Source organism: Micromonospora sp. WMMD980 (genome assembly GCF_029626035.1).
GTDB lineage: Bacteria > Actinomycetota > Actinomycetes > Mycobacteriales > Micromonosporaceae > Micromonospora.
In genome coordinates, this window is the sequence record NZ_JARUBE010000003.1 from 3,301,310 (window position 1) to 3,317,990 (window position 16,681).

General features: G+C 71.4%; 17 protein-coding genes and 2 pseudogenes. 8 read left to right on the forward strand and 11 right to left on the reverse strand.

The features are described 5' to 3' along the window. Nucleotides 1–2: 2 nt before the first annotated feature. On the reverse strand, nucleotides 3–1,436 hold the full coding sequence (locus O7618_RS15335) for a cryptochrome/photolyase family protein (RefSeq protein ID WP_278106781.1): 1,434 nt from the start codon (nucleotides 1,434–1,436) through the stop codon (nucleotides 3–5). Between the two features lie 25 nt (nucleotides 1,437–1,461). Continuing rightward, nucleotides 1,462–2,007, reverse strand: coding sequence for a winged helix-turn-helix domain-containing protein (locus O7618_RS15340; RefSeq protein WP_278106782.1), 546 nt, complete (start codon nucleotides 2,005–2,007; stop codon nucleotides 1,462–1,464). A gap of 258 nt (nucleotides 2,008–2,265) precedes the next feature. Here O7618_RS15340 and O7618_RS15345 point away from each other — a divergent pair, with 258 nt between their 5' ends. Next, a complete protein-coding gene (locus tag O7618_RS15345; protein ID WP_278106783.1) occupies nucleotides 2,266–6,657 on the forward strand; it encodes a S8 family serine peptidase in 4,392 nt (1,463 codons plus the stop codon). 181 nt (nucleotides 6,658–6,838) lie between these two features. Here O7618_RS15345 and O7618_RS15350 read toward each other — a convergent pair whose 3' ends face one another. Beyond that, nucleotides 6,839–7,459 carry a winged helix-turn-helix domain-containing protein gene (locus tag O7618_RS15350; protein ID WP_278106784.1) on the reverse strand — a complete coding sequence of 207 codons (621 nt, stop codon included), beginning with the start codon at nucleotides 7,457–7,459 and terminating at the stop codon, nucleotides 6,839–6,841. A 255-nt stretch (nucleotides 7,460–7,714) separates the two neighbouring features. Between O7618_RS15350 and O7618_RS15355 the strand changes: the two genes are divergently transcribed. Next, nucleotides 7,715–8,293: a dihydrofolate reductase family protein gene (locus tag O7618_RS15355; RefSeq protein WP_278106785.1), complete on the forward strand. Its 579-nt coding sequence runs from the start codon at nucleotides 7,715–7,717 to the stop codon at nucleotides 8,291–8,293. 509 nt (nucleotides 8,294–8,802) lie between these two features. Here O7618_RS15355 and O7618_RS15360 read toward each other — a convergent pair. Continuing rightward, nucleotides 8,803–9,834 carry a sigma-70 family RNA polymerase sigma factor gene (locus O7618_RS15360; RefSeq protein ID WP_278106786.1) on the reverse strand — a complete coding sequence of 344 codons (1,032 nt, stop codon included), beginning with the start codon at nucleotides 9,832–9,834 and terminating at the stop codon, nucleotides 8,803–8,805. Between the two features lie 155 nt (nucleotides 9,835–9,989). On the opposite strand from O7618_RS15360, the gene O7618_RS15365 reads away from it, so the two are divergent. After that, nucleotides 9,990–10,598: an NAD(P)H-dependent oxidoreductase gene (locus tag O7618_RS15365; protein ID WP_278106787.1), complete on the forward strand. Its 609-nt coding sequence runs from the start codon at nucleotides 9,990–9,992 to the stop codon at nucleotides 10,596–10,598. On the opposite strand, the gene O7618_RS15370 is transcribed toward O7618_RS15365, so the two are convergent. Genes O7618_RS15370 through O7618_RS15385 form a run of 4 tightly spaced genes read right to left on the reverse strand, consistent with a single transcriptional unit; the run spans nucleotide 10,583 to nucleotide 12,343 of the window. After that, entirely contained in the window at nucleotides 10,583–10,849 is a 267-nt protein-coding gene (locus O7618_RS15370; protein ID WP_278106788.1) for a DivIVA domain-containing protein, read from the reverse strand. The two genes, O7618_RS15365 and O7618_RS15370, sit on opposite strands and share 16 nt — an antisense overlap. Continuing rightward, nucleotides 10,849–11,841: an FAD-binding oxidoreductase gene (locus tag O7618_RS15375; protein WP_278106789.1), complete on the reverse strand. Its 993-nt coding sequence runs from the start codon at nucleotides 11,839–11,841 to the stop codon at nucleotides 10,849–10,851. The genes O7618_RS15370 and O7618_RS15375 overlap by 1 nt, the downstream gene beginning before the upstream one ends. Beyond that, nucleotides 11,838–12,050: a hypothetical protein gene (locus O7618_RS15380; RefSeq protein WP_278106790.1), complete on the reverse strand. Its 213-nt coding sequence runs from the start codon at nucleotides 12,048–12,050 to the stop codon at nucleotides 11,838–11,840. Before O7618_RS15380 ends, O7618_RS15375 begins: the two co-directional genes overlap by 4 nt. 44 nt (nucleotides 12,051–12,094) lie before the next feature. Further along, complete coding sequence (locus O7618_RS15385; protein ID WP_278106791.1) at nucleotides 12,095–12,343, reverse strand: DivIVA domain-containing protein; 249 nt, start codon at nucleotides 12,341–12,343, stop codon at nucleotides 12,095–12,097. Nucleotides 12,344–12,548: 205 nt separating this feature from the next. Here O7618_RS15385 and O7618_RS15390 point away from each other — a divergent pair. Next, nucleotides 12,549–13,070: pseudogene (locus O7618_RS15390) on the forward strand (Scr1 family TA system antitoxin-like transcriptional regulator); the annotation flags it as partial. A 40-nt stretch (nucleotides 13,071–13,110) separates the two neighbouring features. On the opposite strand, the gene O7618_RS15395 reads toward O7618_RS15390, so the two are convergent. Together O7618_RS15395 and O7618_RS15400 are read right to left on the reverse strand one after the other, a co-directional pair. Then, a complete protein-coding gene (locus O7618_RS15395; protein WP_347405420.1) occupies nucleotides 13,111–14,136 on the reverse strand; it encodes an IS3 family transposase in 1,026 nt (341 codons plus the stop codon). Next, nucleotides 14,133–14,357 (reverse strand): hypothetical protein, encoded by a 225-nt coding sequence (locus O7618_RS15400; protein ID WP_278104785.1) that lies wholly within the window; start codon nucleotides 14,355–14,357, stop codon nucleotides 14,133–14,135. The genes O7618_RS15395 and O7618_RS15400 overlap by 4 nt, the downstream gene beginning before the upstream one ends. A gap of 289 nt (nucleotides 14,358–14,646) precedes the next feature. Here O7618_RS15400 and O7618_RS15405 point away from each other — a divergent pair. From O7618_RS15405 to O7618_RS15415, 3 genes and pseudogenes are all read left to right on the forward strand, one after another. Then, nucleotides 14,647–15,009, forward strand: a pseudogene (locus O7618_RS15405) (DUF5753 domain-containing protein); the annotation flags it as partial. Between the two features lie 4 nt (nucleotides 15,010–15,013). Further along, entirely contained in the window at nucleotides 15,014–15,196 is a 183-nt protein-coding gene (locus tag O7618_RS15410) for a DUF397 domain-containing protein (protein WP_278110023.1), read from the forward strand. Nucleotides 15,197–15,311: 115 nt separating this feature from the next. Next, nucleotides 15,312–15,494 (forward strand): DUF397 domain-containing protein, encoded by a 183-nt coding sequence (locus O7618_RS15415; protein WP_278110024.1) that lies wholly within the window; start codon nucleotides 15,312–15,314, stop codon nucleotides 15,492–15,494. Between the two features lie 249 nt (nucleotides 15,495–15,743). On the opposite strand, the gene O7618_RS15420 is transcribed toward O7618_RS15415, so the two are convergent. Next, complete coding sequence (locus O7618_RS15420; RefSeq protein ID WP_278106792.1) at nucleotides 15,744–16,031, reverse strand: hypothetical protein; 288 nt, start codon at nucleotides 16,029–16,031, stop codon at nucleotides 15,744–15,746. On the opposite strand from O7618_RS15420, the gene O7618_RS15425 reads away from it, so the two are divergent. Beyond that, nucleotides 16,006–16,551 (forward strand): AAA family ATPase, encoded by a 546-nt coding sequence (locus O7618_RS15425; RefSeq protein ID WP_278106793.1) that lies wholly within the window; start codon nucleotides 16,006–16,008, stop codon nucleotides 16,549–16,551. The genes O7618_RS15420 and O7618_RS15425 overlap by 26 nt on opposite strands. Nucleotides 16,552–16,681: the final 130 nt, after the last annotated feature.

The following is a 16,681-nucleotide window of genomic DNA, read 5'->3' on the forward strand; positions in this document are numbered from 1 at the left end:
GCTCAGGGCGCCTCGTCGCCGCGCTTCTCCTCCTGCGCCAGCACCGCGTCGCGGCGCTGCGGGTCGGCGCGCTCGGCCAGCTCGGCGGCGAGGCGCGGGTCGGCCGCGAGACGCTCCCGGTTGCGGTGCAGGAACGCCTCGAAACCACCGGTGTACGGGCACGCGTCGTCGCCGAGCGTCTCCTTCGGCACGTACCGGCAGCCGCCGCAGGGTGCGCCGATCCGGTCCAGGTGCGCGCCGTCGAACGCCCACGGGTGGGTGTCGATGCGGGCCAGGTCGGCGTACTGGCTCATGCCGATGACGGTGGCGTTCATGACCCAGTCGGCGCCGTCGACGAAGCTGCGCCGGAACCAGTCGGCCAGCTCGGTGGGGCGCCAGCCGCGTTGCAGGCCGTAGTTGCCGAGCACGGTCAGCCGCGCGGTCTGGTGCGCCCACCCGGTGTCGCGTACGCCGGCGAGCACGTCGGCGAGGCAACGCGCCTCCACCGCGTCGGCGTCGAGCCGGTCGAACCACCCGGGCAGCGGCCGGTTCGCGCCGAGCCAGCCGGCGCCCCGGTAGCGCGGCTCGAAGTACCAGTAGAGCTGCCACAGGAACTCGCGCCAGCCGAACAGTCCGCGTACGAACCGGTGCACCGCCGCCGGCGGCGCGGCGCCGGTGCGGCCGGCGCGCTCGGCGGCCCGGATCGCGGGTTCCGGGTCGAGCAGGCCGAGGTTGAAGGAGGACGACAGCACGCTCCGCGCGAGCAGGCCGTCGCCGAGCACGCCGTCGGTGTCGGCGTACGCCGGCAGCCGGTGGTCGAGGAAGTGGGTGAGCCGGGCCCGCGCCTCGGCGTGCGTGGCCGGGTAGCGGCGCGGGGCGTCCCGGCCGACGAACCGGATCCCCTCGGCCTGCCAGCGGTCGAGGTCCCGGCGCACCTGCGCGTCGATGTGGTCCTCGACGATCGGCGGCGGCGCCGGCACCTCGGCCGGGGTGCGGTGGCGCGGGCGGCGCGCCGGGACGGGCAGGTCCCGCAGCACGCCGTGCCGGCCCCGCGCGTACCGGTAGAAGTCGGCCATCCGGAGCTGGCCGCGCCGCCGGTCGGCCCAGGCCGCGAAGTCGGCCCGGTCGGTGACGAAGCCGCGCGGCGGCAGCACGGTCAGCCCGTCGACGGTACGGGCGAACGCGAGCGCCGCCCGCGACGACGGGTGCACCACCTCGACCGGCTCGCCCAGGGCGGTGAGCGCCTCGCGGAAGGTGTCGGCGCGGACCAGGCGCGCCCGGTCGCCGAGCTCCGCCGCCCGGTGTCGCAGCGCGGACAGGATCAGGTGTGCCTTCTGCCGGTGCAGCGGCCGGTGGGCGAACAGCGCCCGGGTCTCCACCAGCAGGACGCGTTGCGCGTCGTCGTCGAGGAAGTGGGGACCCACCTGGTCCGCCAGGAGCCAACGCCAGGGTGACATGTCCATCATCTTCCCCTCTCGGCCGTCAGCCGCCGCGCACGCTCGGTCGACGGTGGTCGGTCAGCCGTAGGCCGACGCCGCGCACCGCGACGACGGTGACCCCGGTGCCCAGCTCGCCGAGCTTCCGGCGCAGCCGTTTGACCAGGGACTGCACGTCGGCGCGGTGCCGGGTCGGTGCGTCGTGCCAGACCGCGCGGTGCAGCTCGGCGTAGCCCCACACCCGCACCGGCTCGGTGGTCAGGCAGGTGAGCAGGTCGCGTTCCAGCCGGGTGAGAGCGACCTCCCGGTCGCCCCAGCGGGCGGTGGACCGGGCCGCGTCGATCACCAACGCGCAGTCCGGCGGGGGCCCGGGGGTGTCAGGCGGGGGCCCTCGCCTGACATCCTCCCCCGGGGCGATCAACTCGCGCAGCTCGTCCAGGTCGGCGACCAGTAGCAGCGGGGCCACGCCGTCCAGCAGCTCGGTGAGCCGTAGCCGCTCGGCCGGGGACGGCGTCACGCCGATGACGAGCGAGAAGGGGCGCTCCGCCGGGTCGGTGCCGGCGGAGGCCGCGTTCGTGTCGTCTGCTGCCACCGCGCCCCCACCGTGACAATGACTGTCAACCAGGTCCTCGATCAGTAAACCTGTTGGTGACAAGTTGCTCACGTGCGGTCATTGATCGCCCATTGGTGTCGATCATAGTGTCCACACAGGTGACCGGCGTAGACCCGCACGGCGCCTAGGGGGCCTGGGGGTTCGTCTCAAACCGGTGTGACCAGTCGGGAGCGCATGCTCCTGGCCCTTCTGTCATGGCTCGATCATCCGCGGGTCGTCCTCAAGGAGGCAGCACCGATGCTGAGACGTCCACACAGAAGGGGTCCGGCCGGGCGGCTGGTGAGCGCGGGAGCGGCACTGCTCCTCGCCGCGACCACGCTGGCCGCGACCGGCGCTCCCGCGCAGGCCGGCACCGGCACCGGCGCGTCCGCCGGTGACAAGATCCGCCCGGAGGTCACCCACCAGCTCCAGGGCAAGAGCGAGGGCGACTTCTGGATCCACTTCGCCGACCGGGCCGACCTGGGCAAGGCCACCGCGGTCAAGGACTGGGGCCAGCGGGGCGCCGCGGTCGCCGCGATGCTGAAGAAGACCGCCGCCGACAGCCAGGCGAAGATCCGCGCCGAGCTGGACCGCTCGGGCACGAAATACCAGACGTTCTGGGCCACCAACGCCATCAAGGTCAGCGGCGGCTCGCTGACCATGGCGCAGAACTTCGCCGCGCACGCCGAGGTCGACGGCATCTACCCGCCGGTCGCCTACGAGCTGCCGAAGACCGTCCCCGGCACCAACGAGAAGTCGACGAACGCCCTGGAGTGGGGCATCGCCAACATCAACGCCGACGACGTCTGGTCGCAGTACGGCGTCAAGGGCGCCGGCATCACCGTGGCCAGCATCGACAGCGGCGTCCAGTACGACCACCCGGCGCTGGTGAACTCCTACCGGGGCAACAACGGCGACGGCACCTTCGACCACAACTACAACTGGTACGACGCGGCCGGCGAGTGCGCCAGCGCCCCCTGCGACTCCGACGGGCACGGCACCCACACCATGGGCACCATGGCCGGCTCGGACGGCGCCAACCAGATCGGCGTCGCCCCCGAGGTCAAGTGGATCGCCGCCAACGGGTGCTGCCCGACCGACGCCGCGCTGATCTCCTCCGGGCAGTGGATGCTGGAGCCCACCGACCTGAACGGGCAGAACCCGGACGCCAGCAAGCGGCCGAACATCATCAACAACTCGTGGGGCACCACGCAGCCGTCCAACGAGCCGTTCATGGAGGACGTCACCGACGCCTGGACCGCCTCCGGCATCTTCGGCGTCTGGTCCAACGGCAACAACGGCCCGTCCTGCCAGACCAGTGGCTCACCGGGCAGCCTGGCCAGCAACTACTCGGCCGGCGCGTACGACATCAACAACAACATCGCCAGCTTCTCCTCCCGGGGCACCGGGCAGAACGGCGAGATCAAGCCGAACATCTCGGCGCCCGGTGTGAACGTGCGCTCCAGCGTGCCGAACAACTCGTACGCCAGCATCAGCGGCACCTCGATGGCGGCGCCGCACCTGGCCGGCGCGATCGCGCTGCTCTGGTCGGCGGCGCCTACCCTGGTCGGTGACGTCACGGCGACCCGCGCGCTGCTCAACGACACGGCGGTGGACAAGGCCGACACGCAGTGCGGTGGCACCGCCGACGACAACAACGTCTACGGTGAGGGCCGCCTCGACGCGCTTGCGCTGGTCGCCGCCGCCCCGATCGGCGACAACGGCACCCTGGCCGGCAAGGTCACCGACGCGGCCGGCGCGCCGATCGCCGGCGCGACGGTCACCCTGACCGGCGCGGCGGACCGCACGCTCACCACCGGCGCCGACGGCACCTACTCCTCGCTGCTGCCCGCCGGCGACTACCAGGTCGTCGTCTCCGCCTTCGGGTACGCGAGCCGGACGCTGACCGCGACCGTCACCAAGAACACGACCACCACGCTCGACGTCACGCTCACCGCGGTCGCGAGCGTCACGGTCGGCGGGCAGGTCACCGACGGCTCCGGGCACGGCTGGCCGCTCTACGCGAAGGTGAGCGTCGAGGGCACGCCGATCTCCGACTACACGACGCCCGCCACCGGTCGCTACAGCCTGAGGCTGCCGGCCGGGGCGACGTACCGGCTCAAGGTCGAGCCGCAGTACCCCGGCTACCTGACCGTCACCAAGGAGGTCACGGTCGGCACCGGCAACCTGACCGCGAACGTCGCGGTGCCGGCCGACCCGGAGGCGTGCACCACCGCGCCCGGCTACACCACCAGCTCCGACGGCGTCTACGAGACGTTCGACGGCACCGGCGTGCCGGACGGCTGGTCCGTGGTGGACAACGCCGGCACCGGCCAGGTCTGGGAGTTCGACGACAAGGGCGAGCGCGGCAACCTGACCGGCGGCAGCGGCAACTTCGCCATCATCGACAGCGACAACTACGGCAGCGGGGGGCGACAGGACACCTCACTGGTCAGCCCGGTGGTCGACCTGACCGGGGTGAGCGCCCCGGTGATCCGGTTCAACCAGGACTACAACTGGCTCAACAGCGACCGGGCGGACGTCGATCTGAGCCTCGACGGCGGCACCACCTGGAGCAACGTGCTCCGACAGGCCGCCGACGTGCGCGCCAAGGTGACCGAGGTGCCGATCCCGCAGGCGGCGGACCAGTCGCAGGTGCGGGTGCGCTTCCACTACCACGACGCGAGCTGGGAGTGGTGGTGGGAGGTCGACAACGTGCTGATCGGCAGCAAGCTGGTCTGCAAGCCGGTCGACGGCGGCCTGGTCCTCGGCCACGTGCGCGACAAGAACGACAACGGCTACGTCAACGGCGCCACGGTGACCAGCAAGGACCGCCCGGCGGAGAAGGCCACCACGGTCGCCACCCCGGACGACACCGAACTGCCCGACGGCTTCTACTGGATGTTCTCGTCGCTGACCGGAAGGCACCCGTTCACCGCCAGCGCCGGCAACTACGTCAGCCAGACCAAGCAGGTGGACGTCCAGACCGACTGGGCCACCGCGGCCAACTTCCAACTGGCCGCCGGGAAGCTGTCGGTGCAGCCGACGTCGCTGACCGGCACGGCCCGGATGCCCAGCGGCAAGGTCAGCAAGTCGTTCACGGTGACCAACACCGGCGGGGCCCCGGTCGACGTCGAGTTCTCCGAGCGTGACGGCGGGTTCGTGCTGCAACGCGCGGACGGCTCGCAGCTCTCCGAGCAGGCGCTGCTCGGCTCGACCGGCGCGCCGGCGCAGCGACTGACCGCGGCGACGTCGCTCGCGGCCCGCTCGTCCGGCAAGTCGTCCACCTCGGTGGCGGCCCCCGCGCCGGCCGCGGACCCGTGGACCGCGATTCCGGGCTACCCGGCGAACGTGATGGACAACCGGGTCGTCACCGTCGACGGCAAGGTCTACTCGATCGCCGGCGGCGACGGCACCACGTCCAGCGCGAAGAACTACCGGTACGACCCGGTCGCGCAGTCCTGGTCCGGCATCGCCGACCTGCCCGGCGCCCGCAACGCCGTGACGGCCGGCGTGATCGACGGCAAGATCGTCGTCACCGGCGGCTGGGGCGCCTCCGGTCCGGACGCCGGCACCTGGTCGTACGACGCGGCGGCGAACACCTGGACGCCGAAGGCGGCCAACCCGGCGCCCCGGGCGGCGGCCGGTCAGGCGGTCGCGGGCGGCAAGCTGTACGCGATCGGCGGCTGCACCACCGCCAACTGCCTGCCGATGTCCAACACGGTGGTCCGGTACGACCCGGGCGCCGACTCCTGGGAGACGCTGCCGGCCTACCCGAAGTCGGTGGCGTTCCTGTCCTGCGGCGGGATCGACGGCGTCGTCTACTGCACCGGCGGCAACGACGGCACCAACTCGCAGAAGGCCGGCTACGCCTTCGACCCGGGCGCCAACGCCTGGACCGCCATCCCGGACGCGCCGGCCGACAACTGGGCCTCCTCGTACGCGGTGGCGAACGGCAAGCTCCTGGTCGTCGGCGGGTCGCAGGGCGGCGCCATCACCAACGCCGGGTTCGCGTTCGACCCGGCGACCAACTCCTGGGCCAACCTGCCCAACGCCAACGCCCCCCGCTACCGGGGCGGCGCGGCCTGCGGGTTCTACAAGGTCGGCGGCTCGTCGGGCGGCTTCACGGCCACCAAGGACAGTGAGGTCCTGCCCGGCTTCGGTGAGTGCGCCGAGGGCTCGGCCGACGTGAGCTGGCTGACCGTCGACAAGTCGAAGGTCACGCTGGCACCGGGTGAGAAGGTCACGGTCACGGTCGGCATGACCGCGAACGTGGACCAGCCGGGCACCTACTCGGCGTCGGTCGTCATCAAGGAGAACACCCCGTACACGGTGGCGCCGGTGGCGGTCACCATGATCGCGCTGCCGCCGACCACCTGGGGCAAGCTGTCCGGGACGGTCACCGGCCGGAGTTGCCAGGGCGGCACCGCGCCGCTGCCGGGCGCGACCGTCCAGGTCGACTCGTGGGCGAACTCCTACACGTTCACCACGAACGCCGACGGCACGTACGCCTACTGGATGGACCGGCGCAACAACCCGCTCACGTTGATCGTCGCCAAGGACGGCTGGAAGCCCCAGACCCGCCAAACGAAGATCAACTCCACCACGCCCACCGTGGAGGACTTCACCCTCTCCCCCACCCGCTGCTGACCCAGAACTCCAGCAGCGACCCAACGGCCCGCCCGGTGCCCCGCACCGGGCGGGCCGCCCCCACCCCACCCCGCCCCGCCCGATCTTGCACTTTCGGCCCCCGCAAAGAGGACATAAGCCATCTTTGGGGGCACAATCTGCAAGATCGGCGCACTTGCCCGGGGCGAGATGGGGGGGTCGGTCAGGAGGGGGCCAGGCGGAAGCCGACGCCTCGGACGGCGTGGATCGTGGCGGTGGCGTCCAGGCGGCCCAACTTGTGCCGAAGGCGGCGGACCACCGAGTGCATGTCGGAGCGCCGGCCGAGGTGGTCGTTCCCCCAGACCGCACGGTGCAGCCGGGCGTACGTCCACACCTGACCCGGAGTGCCGGTGAGACAGACCAGCAGGTCGTGCTCCAGCGGCGTCAACCCGACCTCCCGATCACGCCAGCGCAACACTCGCCGGTCGGAGTCGACGGCCAGCTCCGGTGCGGACGGACCGGCCGACCCGGCGGCGTCGTCGACCAACCGCCCGCCCCCGGCACGCGGCCGGGCGGCGTCGGCCTCCGCCGGGACCACGCCGGCAGGCGACCCCTCGGGCTCGGCGCCCGTGAGGACGGGTCCGTCGATCGTGGTCGCCGGCGCCGCGATCGGGGCCACGGGCGCCCGGGGGCCCGGCCGGCGGACCAGGTCGAGGAACCGGCGGGCCTGGTGGGCGCTGGAGACGATCAGGAACGTCTCGGTGCCGCCGAGCAACTGGGCGAGCTGCCGGCGCTCGGTGGCCGTGGTCGCGATGCCGATGACCAAGGACGGGATCGCTGTCATCCGTTCCCACCTTTCCGGCAGGCTGGCGCAGCTCACGGCAATTGCCCGCACAAGTTCCAGCGTGGAGAGATCGAACGCAGTCGTTGCGGGACGCGGCCTGAGGCGTGCTGGAGCTGCTGTTTCGTGAGGCTTCGGGATGAGCTACCGCGGATCATATAGCCGCGCACCGATGATTGGTATAGCAGTTAACGTCGATGTAACTGCGTCCGGCAAGATGACCGGAGGAAATTGCGTCGACAGGCCGGGAGGCAATCGATGACGGCAGCCACGACCGGCGTCCACCCCGAGCCGCAGACCGCGGCGGGCAAGGTGCTCTGGCACTTCACCATGTCGTTGGACGGCTTCGTGGCCGGCCCGGGACACGAGATGGACTGGATGACCGGCTTCACGATGCGCCCGGGTCTGATCGGCGAGTACGTCGCCACCACCGGCGCGGTGCTCGCCGGCCGCAGCGCCTTCGACGCCGCCCCGAACTACCACCGCCCGTACGGCGGGGCCTGGCAGGGGCGGGTCTTCGTGCTCACCCATCACCCGCAGGATGCGCCGCCCACCGACGGCGTGACGTTCCTCGACTGCGACCCGGCCGAGGCGGTGCGGATCGCGCTCGACGCCGCCGATGGCAGGAACGTCGAGGTGTTCTCGTCGAGCATCGGCCGGCAACTGCTCCAGCGCGGCCTGATCGACGAGATCGACCTGCACATCGCGCCGATCCTGCTCGGCGAGGGCATCCGCCTCTACGACAACCCCGGCGGTGTCCCGATCCGCCTGGACCGGGTCGGCGGTGACGGCCCCACGTCCGCTGTCGACGTGCGCTACCGGCCCCGGCCGGCCTGAACCCGCACCGTCCCGTCGATCCGGGCGCCGGTTGTTAACAGGGGCCCCCTCCTATGCAGAATGCGTTAAGCGGGGGCCCCTCCTTGCACCGCTGCCCAGGCGCACACGGTTCCGGCGGTGAGGTGCCGGTCGAGCAGCGTGGCCGCGTACCGGCCCCGGGTGGGTGTGGCGCGGCCCGACCTGCGGCTCCCATCGCGGCAACCCCACCCGGGCGTACGTGGTCATGGTCCTCGCCTTCGAGAGCGATGAGTACGGCGTGGCACGCCGGTCTGACCGGCGTGACCACCTTCGTGCTCCGGCTGGCCGGTCCGGCACCGAACCGCGCGGACGTCGCGGCCCTGTGCGCGGAGCTGTCCGGGGCGTTGCGGGGCCGGGACCGGGGGGTGGTGGTCTGCGACGTGTCCGCCGTGACCCGGCCGGACCTGGTCACGGTCGAGGCCCTGGCCCGACTCCGGCTGACCGCCCGGCGGTTCGGGTGGCGGCTGGAGATCCGGGGCGCGAGCGTCGACCTACGCGATCTGGCCGGCCTGTTCGGGCTGGCCGGCGCCCTCCTCGATCCGGTCCGGCAGGCCGAAGAGCGGGAACAGGCGCTCGGCGTCGAGGAAGTGGTTGAGCGACGTGATCCGGCCGCCGGCGAGCCCGACCACGATCAGCGACCAGGGCACGTGCCCTGAGTCGGGGTCGCGCCGGTACTGCCCGAACGCCGGCATGCCGTTGGCCGCCACCGGCACCAGGCGGGAGCCGCGGCAGCCGCTGCCCGTGCCGGTCATCCAGGCCACGATGTCGTCGGGGCCGCGCATCCACAGCGGCACCGGCGGCATGGACAGCGTCGCGTCCTCGTGCAGCAGCGCGGTGAGCGCCGTCAGGTCGTATTCCGCGAAGGCGCGCACGTAGCGGGCCAGCAGCGCCTGCTGCTCCTCGTCGAGCGGACGGCGCACCTCGGCGTCGGTGTCGGCGGACGCGATCGTGACGCGGGCCCGTTGCAGCGCGCTGTTCACGCTCGCCACCGACGTGTCGAGCAGGTCCGCGACCTCCTGGGCGGACCAGGCCAGCACCTCGCGCAGGATGAGCACGGCCCGCTGCTTCGGCGGAAGGTGCTGCAACGCCGCGACGAACGCCAACCGGACCGACTCCCGCCCGGCGACCACCTCGGCCGGGTCGCCGGCGGTGGGCAGCACCCGGTCGTCCGGCACCGGGCCGAGCCAGATCTGCTCCGGACGCGGCTCGCCGGGGTGGCTCGCGGTGCCGCTGCCGGCCGGCCCGAGGTCCATCGGCCGGACCCGGCGCTGCGCGCTGGCGGTCATGTTCAGGCAGACGTTCGTGGCGATCCGGTAGAGCCAGGTCCGCAGCGCGGACCGCCCCTCGAAACGGTCGAAGTTGCGCCAGGCCCGGACGAACGTGTCCTGCACCGCGTCCTCCGCCTCGAAGGCCGAGCCCAGCATCCGGTAGCAGTAGCCGGTCAGTTCCGGCCGGTACGCCTCGAGTCGCGTCTCGACGGGGACGCTCGCCACCTCGCTCACCTGGTCGAAACTAGACCACATGCTGCGCGAACGCGAGCACCCGGATGAACCCGACACCCCGCACGCCACACCCCCACTATCGCGGCTACGGCCCGTCGCGGCGGGACGGGATGCGCGGTTGGGTGGCTCCGTTCCGGGTACGGCGGCAGGGTCACCGCAACCGAGGAGGCCCCGCCGTGAGCACCGTTCGTGCCCTGGTCCTGAACTGCACGTTGAAGCCGTCACCCGCCGAGTCCAGCGCCGACCTGCTCGGTCGGGAGCTGCTGGCCGCGCTCGCCGACCACGACGTGGACGGCGAGGTGGTCCGGGTGGTGGACCACCACGTCAGGTTCGGCGTGTCGCTGGACGAGGGCGACGGCGACGAGTGGCCGGCGATCCGGGAGAAGCTCATCGCCGCGCAGATCCTGGTGATCGCCACCCCGATCTGGCTGGGTCAGCCGTCGAGCGTCTGCAAGATGGTGCTGGAGCGCCTCGACGCCGAGCTTGCCGAGACCGACGGGCAGGGACGACTGCTCACCTTCGGCAAGGTCGCGGCGGTGGCGGTGGTCGGCAACGAGGACGGCGCGCACCACGTCAGCGCCGAGGTGCTCCAGGCGCTCAACGACGTCGGCTTCTCGGCCGCCGCCACCGCCTCGACCTACTGGGTGGGAGAGGCGATGGGCAGCGTCGACTACCGGGACGCCGGGCCGAAACCGGACACCACCGGCAGCACCACGAGGACGGTCGCCGCGAACGCCGCCCACCTGGCCCACCTGCTCGCCGACAAGCCCTATCCGCCGAGCTGACCGACCGCGTCGTCGACCTGCTCGGACTGCCAGGTGCGCAGCGCGGTCTTGATCTGGTGGTTCTCGGCGGCGACCACGCTCAGTTGGCGGGATCGTTCGGCCAGTTCGTGGGCGAGGCGGCGCAGGACGGCGTCCACGTCGTCGATGCGGTAGCCGCGCCGCAGCCGCGACGTCAGCGGCAGCCTGATGGCCTCGATCCGGGCGGGGGTGAGCGGCCCGGTCAGGGCGTGGCGGCTGCGGTAGACGCCCATCACCGGTTCCCGATCACCGGCAGGTGCAGCCGGTCGGCGGGCACCCCGGCGATCGTGAGCCAGCGGCGGGCGGCGGCGAGCATGGCGGGTGGGCCGCACACGTGCACGTGCTGCCCGGGCCGGTGGTGGTAGGTGGCCAGGGCGACAGCGGTCCCCTGCTCGGCCGGTTCGGCCTCCGGGTCGTCGGAGAACGCCGGCACGATGCGCAGCCAGGCGTGCGCCTGTTGGAGCTTGTCCAGGGTGATCGCGTCGTGCAGGTCGGCGAACGTGCGCGCGCCGACGATCAGCGTGACCGGCCGCCCGGCCGGCGCGGCGGCGACCTGCTCCACCAGGGCGCGCAGCGGCGCCAGCCCGGTTCCGCCGGCCACCAGCAGCAGCTCGTCGGAACCATCGGTCAACTCCAGGCCGGTGTCGGCGGGCGCGCCGAGGTGCAGCAACTCGCCGGGGCGTACCTCGTGCACGAGGCTGCCGGAGACGGACCCGGCGGGCACGGCCCGGACGTGGAACTCCAGCGTGCCGTCCGGGCGCGGCACGCCGGCCGGGGACAGCCACCGCCAGCGCCCCGGCCGGCGCGACGTGTGCACCGGGATCGCCTGACCGGGCCGGTGGGGCAGCCGCCGCCAGGGGCGTACCGTCAGGACGGCGACGGTGTCGACGGGCCGGTCGTGGTCGACGACCTCGACCGGCCACCACGGCGGCGTGTCGGCGAGGCGGGCGGCGGTGCGCTCGACCAGCCGCCAGGCCCGCCACCAGCGCAGGCCGGGCGCGGGCAGCAGGGCGTGGCCGACCGCCGCCGCGTGCCACGGCCGCAGGCCGAAGCTTCGGTACGCGGACCCGAGCACCCGCAGCAACGCCAACCGCCCGGCGCGGTCGTCGCCGCCGTCGAGCAGCCGCAGCAGGCCGGCGTGCAACAGCGGCGCGTCGCGTTCCGGCAGCAGCCCCGGGCAGCGGTCCTGCACCGCCGCCCAGAACCGGTGCGCCTCGCCGGTCACGGAAGCTGGCCCGCGCCGAAACCGGCCGCGCGCAGCGTCGCGTGCCCCCACCGGGCCAACCGGCAGGGGCACGGGACGCGCTCGCTGCGGCACAGCGGGCTCTGCGGCCACCGCTTCGGCACGTGCACCCGCACGGCCAACTGGGCCAGGAGCAGATCCTCGTCGGGGACGGGGACGACGACGGGAAAGTCGGCGAGCAGGACGGACATCGGCGGGTGCCTCCGGGATCGGGTGTCGGGGATGCGGGGCGCGGTCATCGGTGCTCCGGGGCGTCCGGGTCACGGCAGCGGCGGTGCCGGGACTGCCACCGCCGGAGCACCTGACGCGCCCGTTCGGTCTCGGATCTCGCGGTGGTCAGCTCGCGGCTCAGGCGGTCGAGTTCGTCCGCCACCCGGTCGAGGTGGTCGCGCACCTGACCGGGGTCCAGGCCGCGCCAGCGCCGATCGAAGACCGCAGACCTGACGTGGTACGGAAGCAGCCGTCTCGCGGTCACGCGGATCATCACGCCTCCGGCTGTCGAAAGGGGACCGACACCGGGGCGGGCACCGGGATGAGGTTCGGGGAATGGTGCCCGCTCCGGGCGAACGCTGCCGGATCGCGGCAGGCACCACGAATGGTCATTTCGGTGCTGGCCTGTGGCAATGTTTTGGAGAAGAATGCGGACCAAGGGATGAGGTGCCTTACGCGACAACAGCAGAGGAGATGACGTGGACGACTCGGGCAGCACCGTCCCGCGTAGGCAGCTCGGCAGATATCTGAAGGAGATTCGCGAGGACGCGCACATCACGGTGAGCGCGGCGGCGAAGGAACTCGAATGGTCGACGCCCCGGATCTGGCGTTACGAAACGGGCCAGGTCTCCATGCATCCAAACGACGTGGAGGCGATGTGCCGGGTGTACGGCGCGTCCCGCGAAACGATCGAGACGATGCGGGCGCTGGCCCGGGAAACCAAGGCCCACGGCTGGTGGCACAGCTACGGCGAGGCGGTGAAGGACTGGTTCAAGCTCTACGTCGGACTGGAGTCCGCCGCCACCAAGATCCGCCACTACGAGGCGAATTTGGTGCCGGGACTGCTGCAAACCGTCGAGTACATGCACGAGGTTATTGCCGCCGACAATCCCCAGATGAGCGCAGCCGAACGGCAGGCAAAGGTAGACGTGCGGCTACACCGACAGCGACTGCTGGCACGCGCGGTGCCCAGAGCACCCTATCTGGACGTGGTGCTCAACGGAGCCTGTCAAGTCAACTGAGACATTTTCTTGATTTTGTTTAGCTTTGTGCTGCTGGTTGGTTGGGCACGGGCGAGGCGGTGGTCTGTTCGGGGTCGCTGTTGTCGGGTTTGTTGATCCATGCCCGGTCCGGGAGGCGGGGCGGGCGTGGACGGCGGCGGCCGAACCGTTGCGGGTGCGCTGCCCAGGCCGCGTCGAGGGTCTGTTGCCGCTGTTCACGGATCTGCCCGGCGGTGCCGTGATGCACCGATGCCGGGGTGTGCAGGCCGACCCCGGAGTGCCGGTGCTCGTGGTTGTAGTAGGTGTAGAACGCCTCGCAGTGCTGCCGGGCGTGCTGGATCGACCCGAACCGCTCGGGAAACGTCGGGTCGTACTTCAACGTCTTGAAGCTCGCCTCGATGTACGGATTGTCGTTCGATGTCTTCGGACGGCTGTGGCTACGGCCGATCTTCAGATCGGTCAGCAGCTGGGTGACGGTCTTGCTGGTCATCGCGGCGCCACGGTCGGCGTGCACGGTCAACTGATCGGCATCGACGCGTTCGCGGGCGGCCGCGTCAGCGATCAGCGCCTCGGCGAGCTGGCCGTCCTCGTGCGCGGCGACCAGGTGCCCGACGACGTAACGGGACCAGATGTCGATCACGGTGTAGAGGTGGAACCAGACGCCCTTCTGCGGGCCGCGCAGCTTGGTGATGTCCCAGGACCAGACCTGGTTCGCCGCGTCGGCCACGAGTTCGGGTTTGGTGCGGGCCGGATGGCTGGCCTGGCTGCGGCGTTCGCCGCTCTGCCCGGCAGCCCGCAAGATCCGGTACATCGTGGACTCCGAGCACCACCAGCGGCCCTCGTCGAGCTCGCGGGCCCACACCTGCGCCGGCGCCAGATCTTGGTACTCGGGCCGGTTTAGCAGTTGCAGCACCTGCTCACGTTCCGCCTCGGACAACGCCGACGGCGGTGGCCTGCGCGCGGTCCGCGGCCGTGAGATTAGCGGTGGTACGCGGTGCCGGTAGAGCGTCGCGCGGGAAACACCGGTCAGCCGGCAGGCCCCGGCGATGCCCCACGCCGGGGTCAGCGCCTGCTGTGCCTCGGCGAGGACGGGTTCGGCATCGGCGCGGAATCCGCGCTCTCGGAGAGCAGTTCCAAGAGCGCGTGCGCTTTTCCCATGATCTGCAAAGCGGTCTCAGTCTTGGCCAGCTTGGCCTGCAAGCGGGCGTTCTCCCGCTGAAGACGGGCAAGTTCGGCGCTCTCGGCCTTCTTCGCTGCCCGCGCGGCCGATTGCCGCCGGTCCGTCAAGCCGGCCGACGCTCCGGCGTCTCGGGCCTTGCGCCAGTCGAGAATGTGTGACCCGTACAACCGTTCCCGGCGCAGAATCGCCCCGCGAGCCGCCGCGTCCGGCGCCGCGTCGTACTCGTCCAGGATCCGCGCCTTGAACTCTGCGGTGAATGTCCGCCGCTGGGGCCGGGCGTCCGGATCCAGGCTCTCGTGGGGCTTCGACGTTATGCTAATGATCTCTCCTCAGGACCGTCCAGGAAGAGTATCCCCTGGTAGACGGGCTGTCTCACATCAGCGTGACAGGGAGGGCAACGAGGCCGTGCTGCGCCGACCGTTGCGCGGCTCGGGTGCGATGGCCCGGCAACTCGATGCCTTGGTGGTGTCCAGCCAGCGGCACAACATCGGCATCCGGGTGCTGCCGTTCAGCGTCGGGCTCCATCGCTGGGCGGTAGCCGGCACGTTCACCATGCTCGACTTCCCCACCGACGTGCGAGAACAGGAGCCGACCACGATCTACATGGACGGGCCGTGCGGTGCGGTCTACCTTGACAAGCCACACGAAATTCAGACCTACGAGGAAGCGTGGCGCTCGCTCGCTGAGCGGGCGCTCGATGAGGACGAGTCCCGTGAGCTGATCACGGAGATCGCGAAGGAGATGACCCATGGGACGTGACGGGATGTGGCGCAAGTCGTCCCGATCCGGCGGCGAGGGCAACTGCGTCGAGGTGGCGGGCTTCGCCGACTCGGTGGGAGTGCGGGACACCAAGGATCGGCAGGGACCGGCGCTGAGCTTCGCACCGGCGAGCTGGACCCGGTTCGTCGCGGCCACCCGCACCGGCCGCTTCGACCACCCGGCCTGAACCGGCCGACCGGTCAGCCGAGCGCGCTCGCTCGGCGAGCGGGCGCTCGACGCGGACGAGTCCCGTGAGCTGATCACGGAAATCGCGAAGGAGATGACCCATGGGACGTGACGGGATGTGGCGCAAGTCGTCCCGATCCGGCGGCAACGGCGACTGCGTGGAGGTGGCGGGCTTCGCCGACTCGGTGGCAGTGCGCGACACCAAGGACCGGCAGGGACCGGCGCTGAGCTTCGCACCGGCGAACTGGACCCGGTTCGTCGCGGCCACCCGCACCGGCCGCTTCGACAACCGGCCGTGATGCGGTGACAGTGGGTCGGGTGCCGGTGTCGCTGGCACCCGACTCGTCCGGCTGCCCTCAGACGACCGGTAGGCCGAGTTGCTGAGCGACCGCTTTCCCATCACGCCCGGCGAACGGGTCGTAGGAGCGTTGGCCGGCGGTGACCTCGGCGTTGAGCGCCATCAGCCGAGCGCTCCGTGCCGGAATAGTCCTGCCATCGCCCGACGAACGTGACCAGTGCCGACCGGATCTGCTCACCACTGCGCATGGTCAGAAGAGCTTAGGCGAATCCGCCGAGAAGTAGGCGCCCTGAAACGGGTCCTTGCGAGCGATTTCCAGGTTGCGGGCTGCCGTGTCCAGCATCCGCGCGAGGTCGTCACAGCCGACGGTCATCGAGACCGTGCGCTTTGCCCGCTGAGTTCTCTTGATCGCCTGTTCGATGTTGAGCAGCGCTTCGGAGACCTCGCGAAGCCCGGCCCCCGGCTGACGTTTCGGCGGCGGAGTCGGGCGGCCGAAGAACTGGAGGGATGGCATGAGCAGCCGGTTCGTGGTGGTCACCGGTGGCCCCGGCGCAGGTAAGACCACGCTCGTCGACGCACTGCGCCGTGCCGGTCACGCCTGCGTGGCGGAAGCGGGCCGGCAGATCATCCAGGACCAGACGGCGATCGGTGGTCGGGCGACGCACACCCGGGACTCGCGGCTGTTCGCCGAGGTCATGCTGAGTTGGGAGATCCGCTCCTACCGCCAGGCCGGCCGGCACCCCGGGGTCGTCTTCTTCGACCGGGGAATCCCGGACCTGGTCGGCTATCACCTCCTGCTCGGCCTGCCCGTGCCGGAGCATGTGACGGCCGCGGCGCGATTGTTCCGCTATCACCGGCGGGTGTTCATCGCCCCGCCCTGGCCGCAGATCTACACCGCCGACGGCGAGCGGCAGCAGGACTTCGCGGAGGCCGTGCGCACCCACGACGCGATGGTCGCCGCCTACACCGGACTCGGCTACGAACTCTGCACGCTGCCGCGCGCCGACGTCGCCGCTCGCCTCGACTTCGTCCGACGGTGGTGCCCAGCACCTGCTTGACGGGTTCGCCGTCCACCTAGCCGGATTGATGTTCCACATCATGGAGCCCGTAGAGATCTTGGAAGGGAACGGCCCCCATCGGGGCCCTGCCGTTCCAAGATCTCCCGTCCGGGCCCCGATCGGTCGGGCT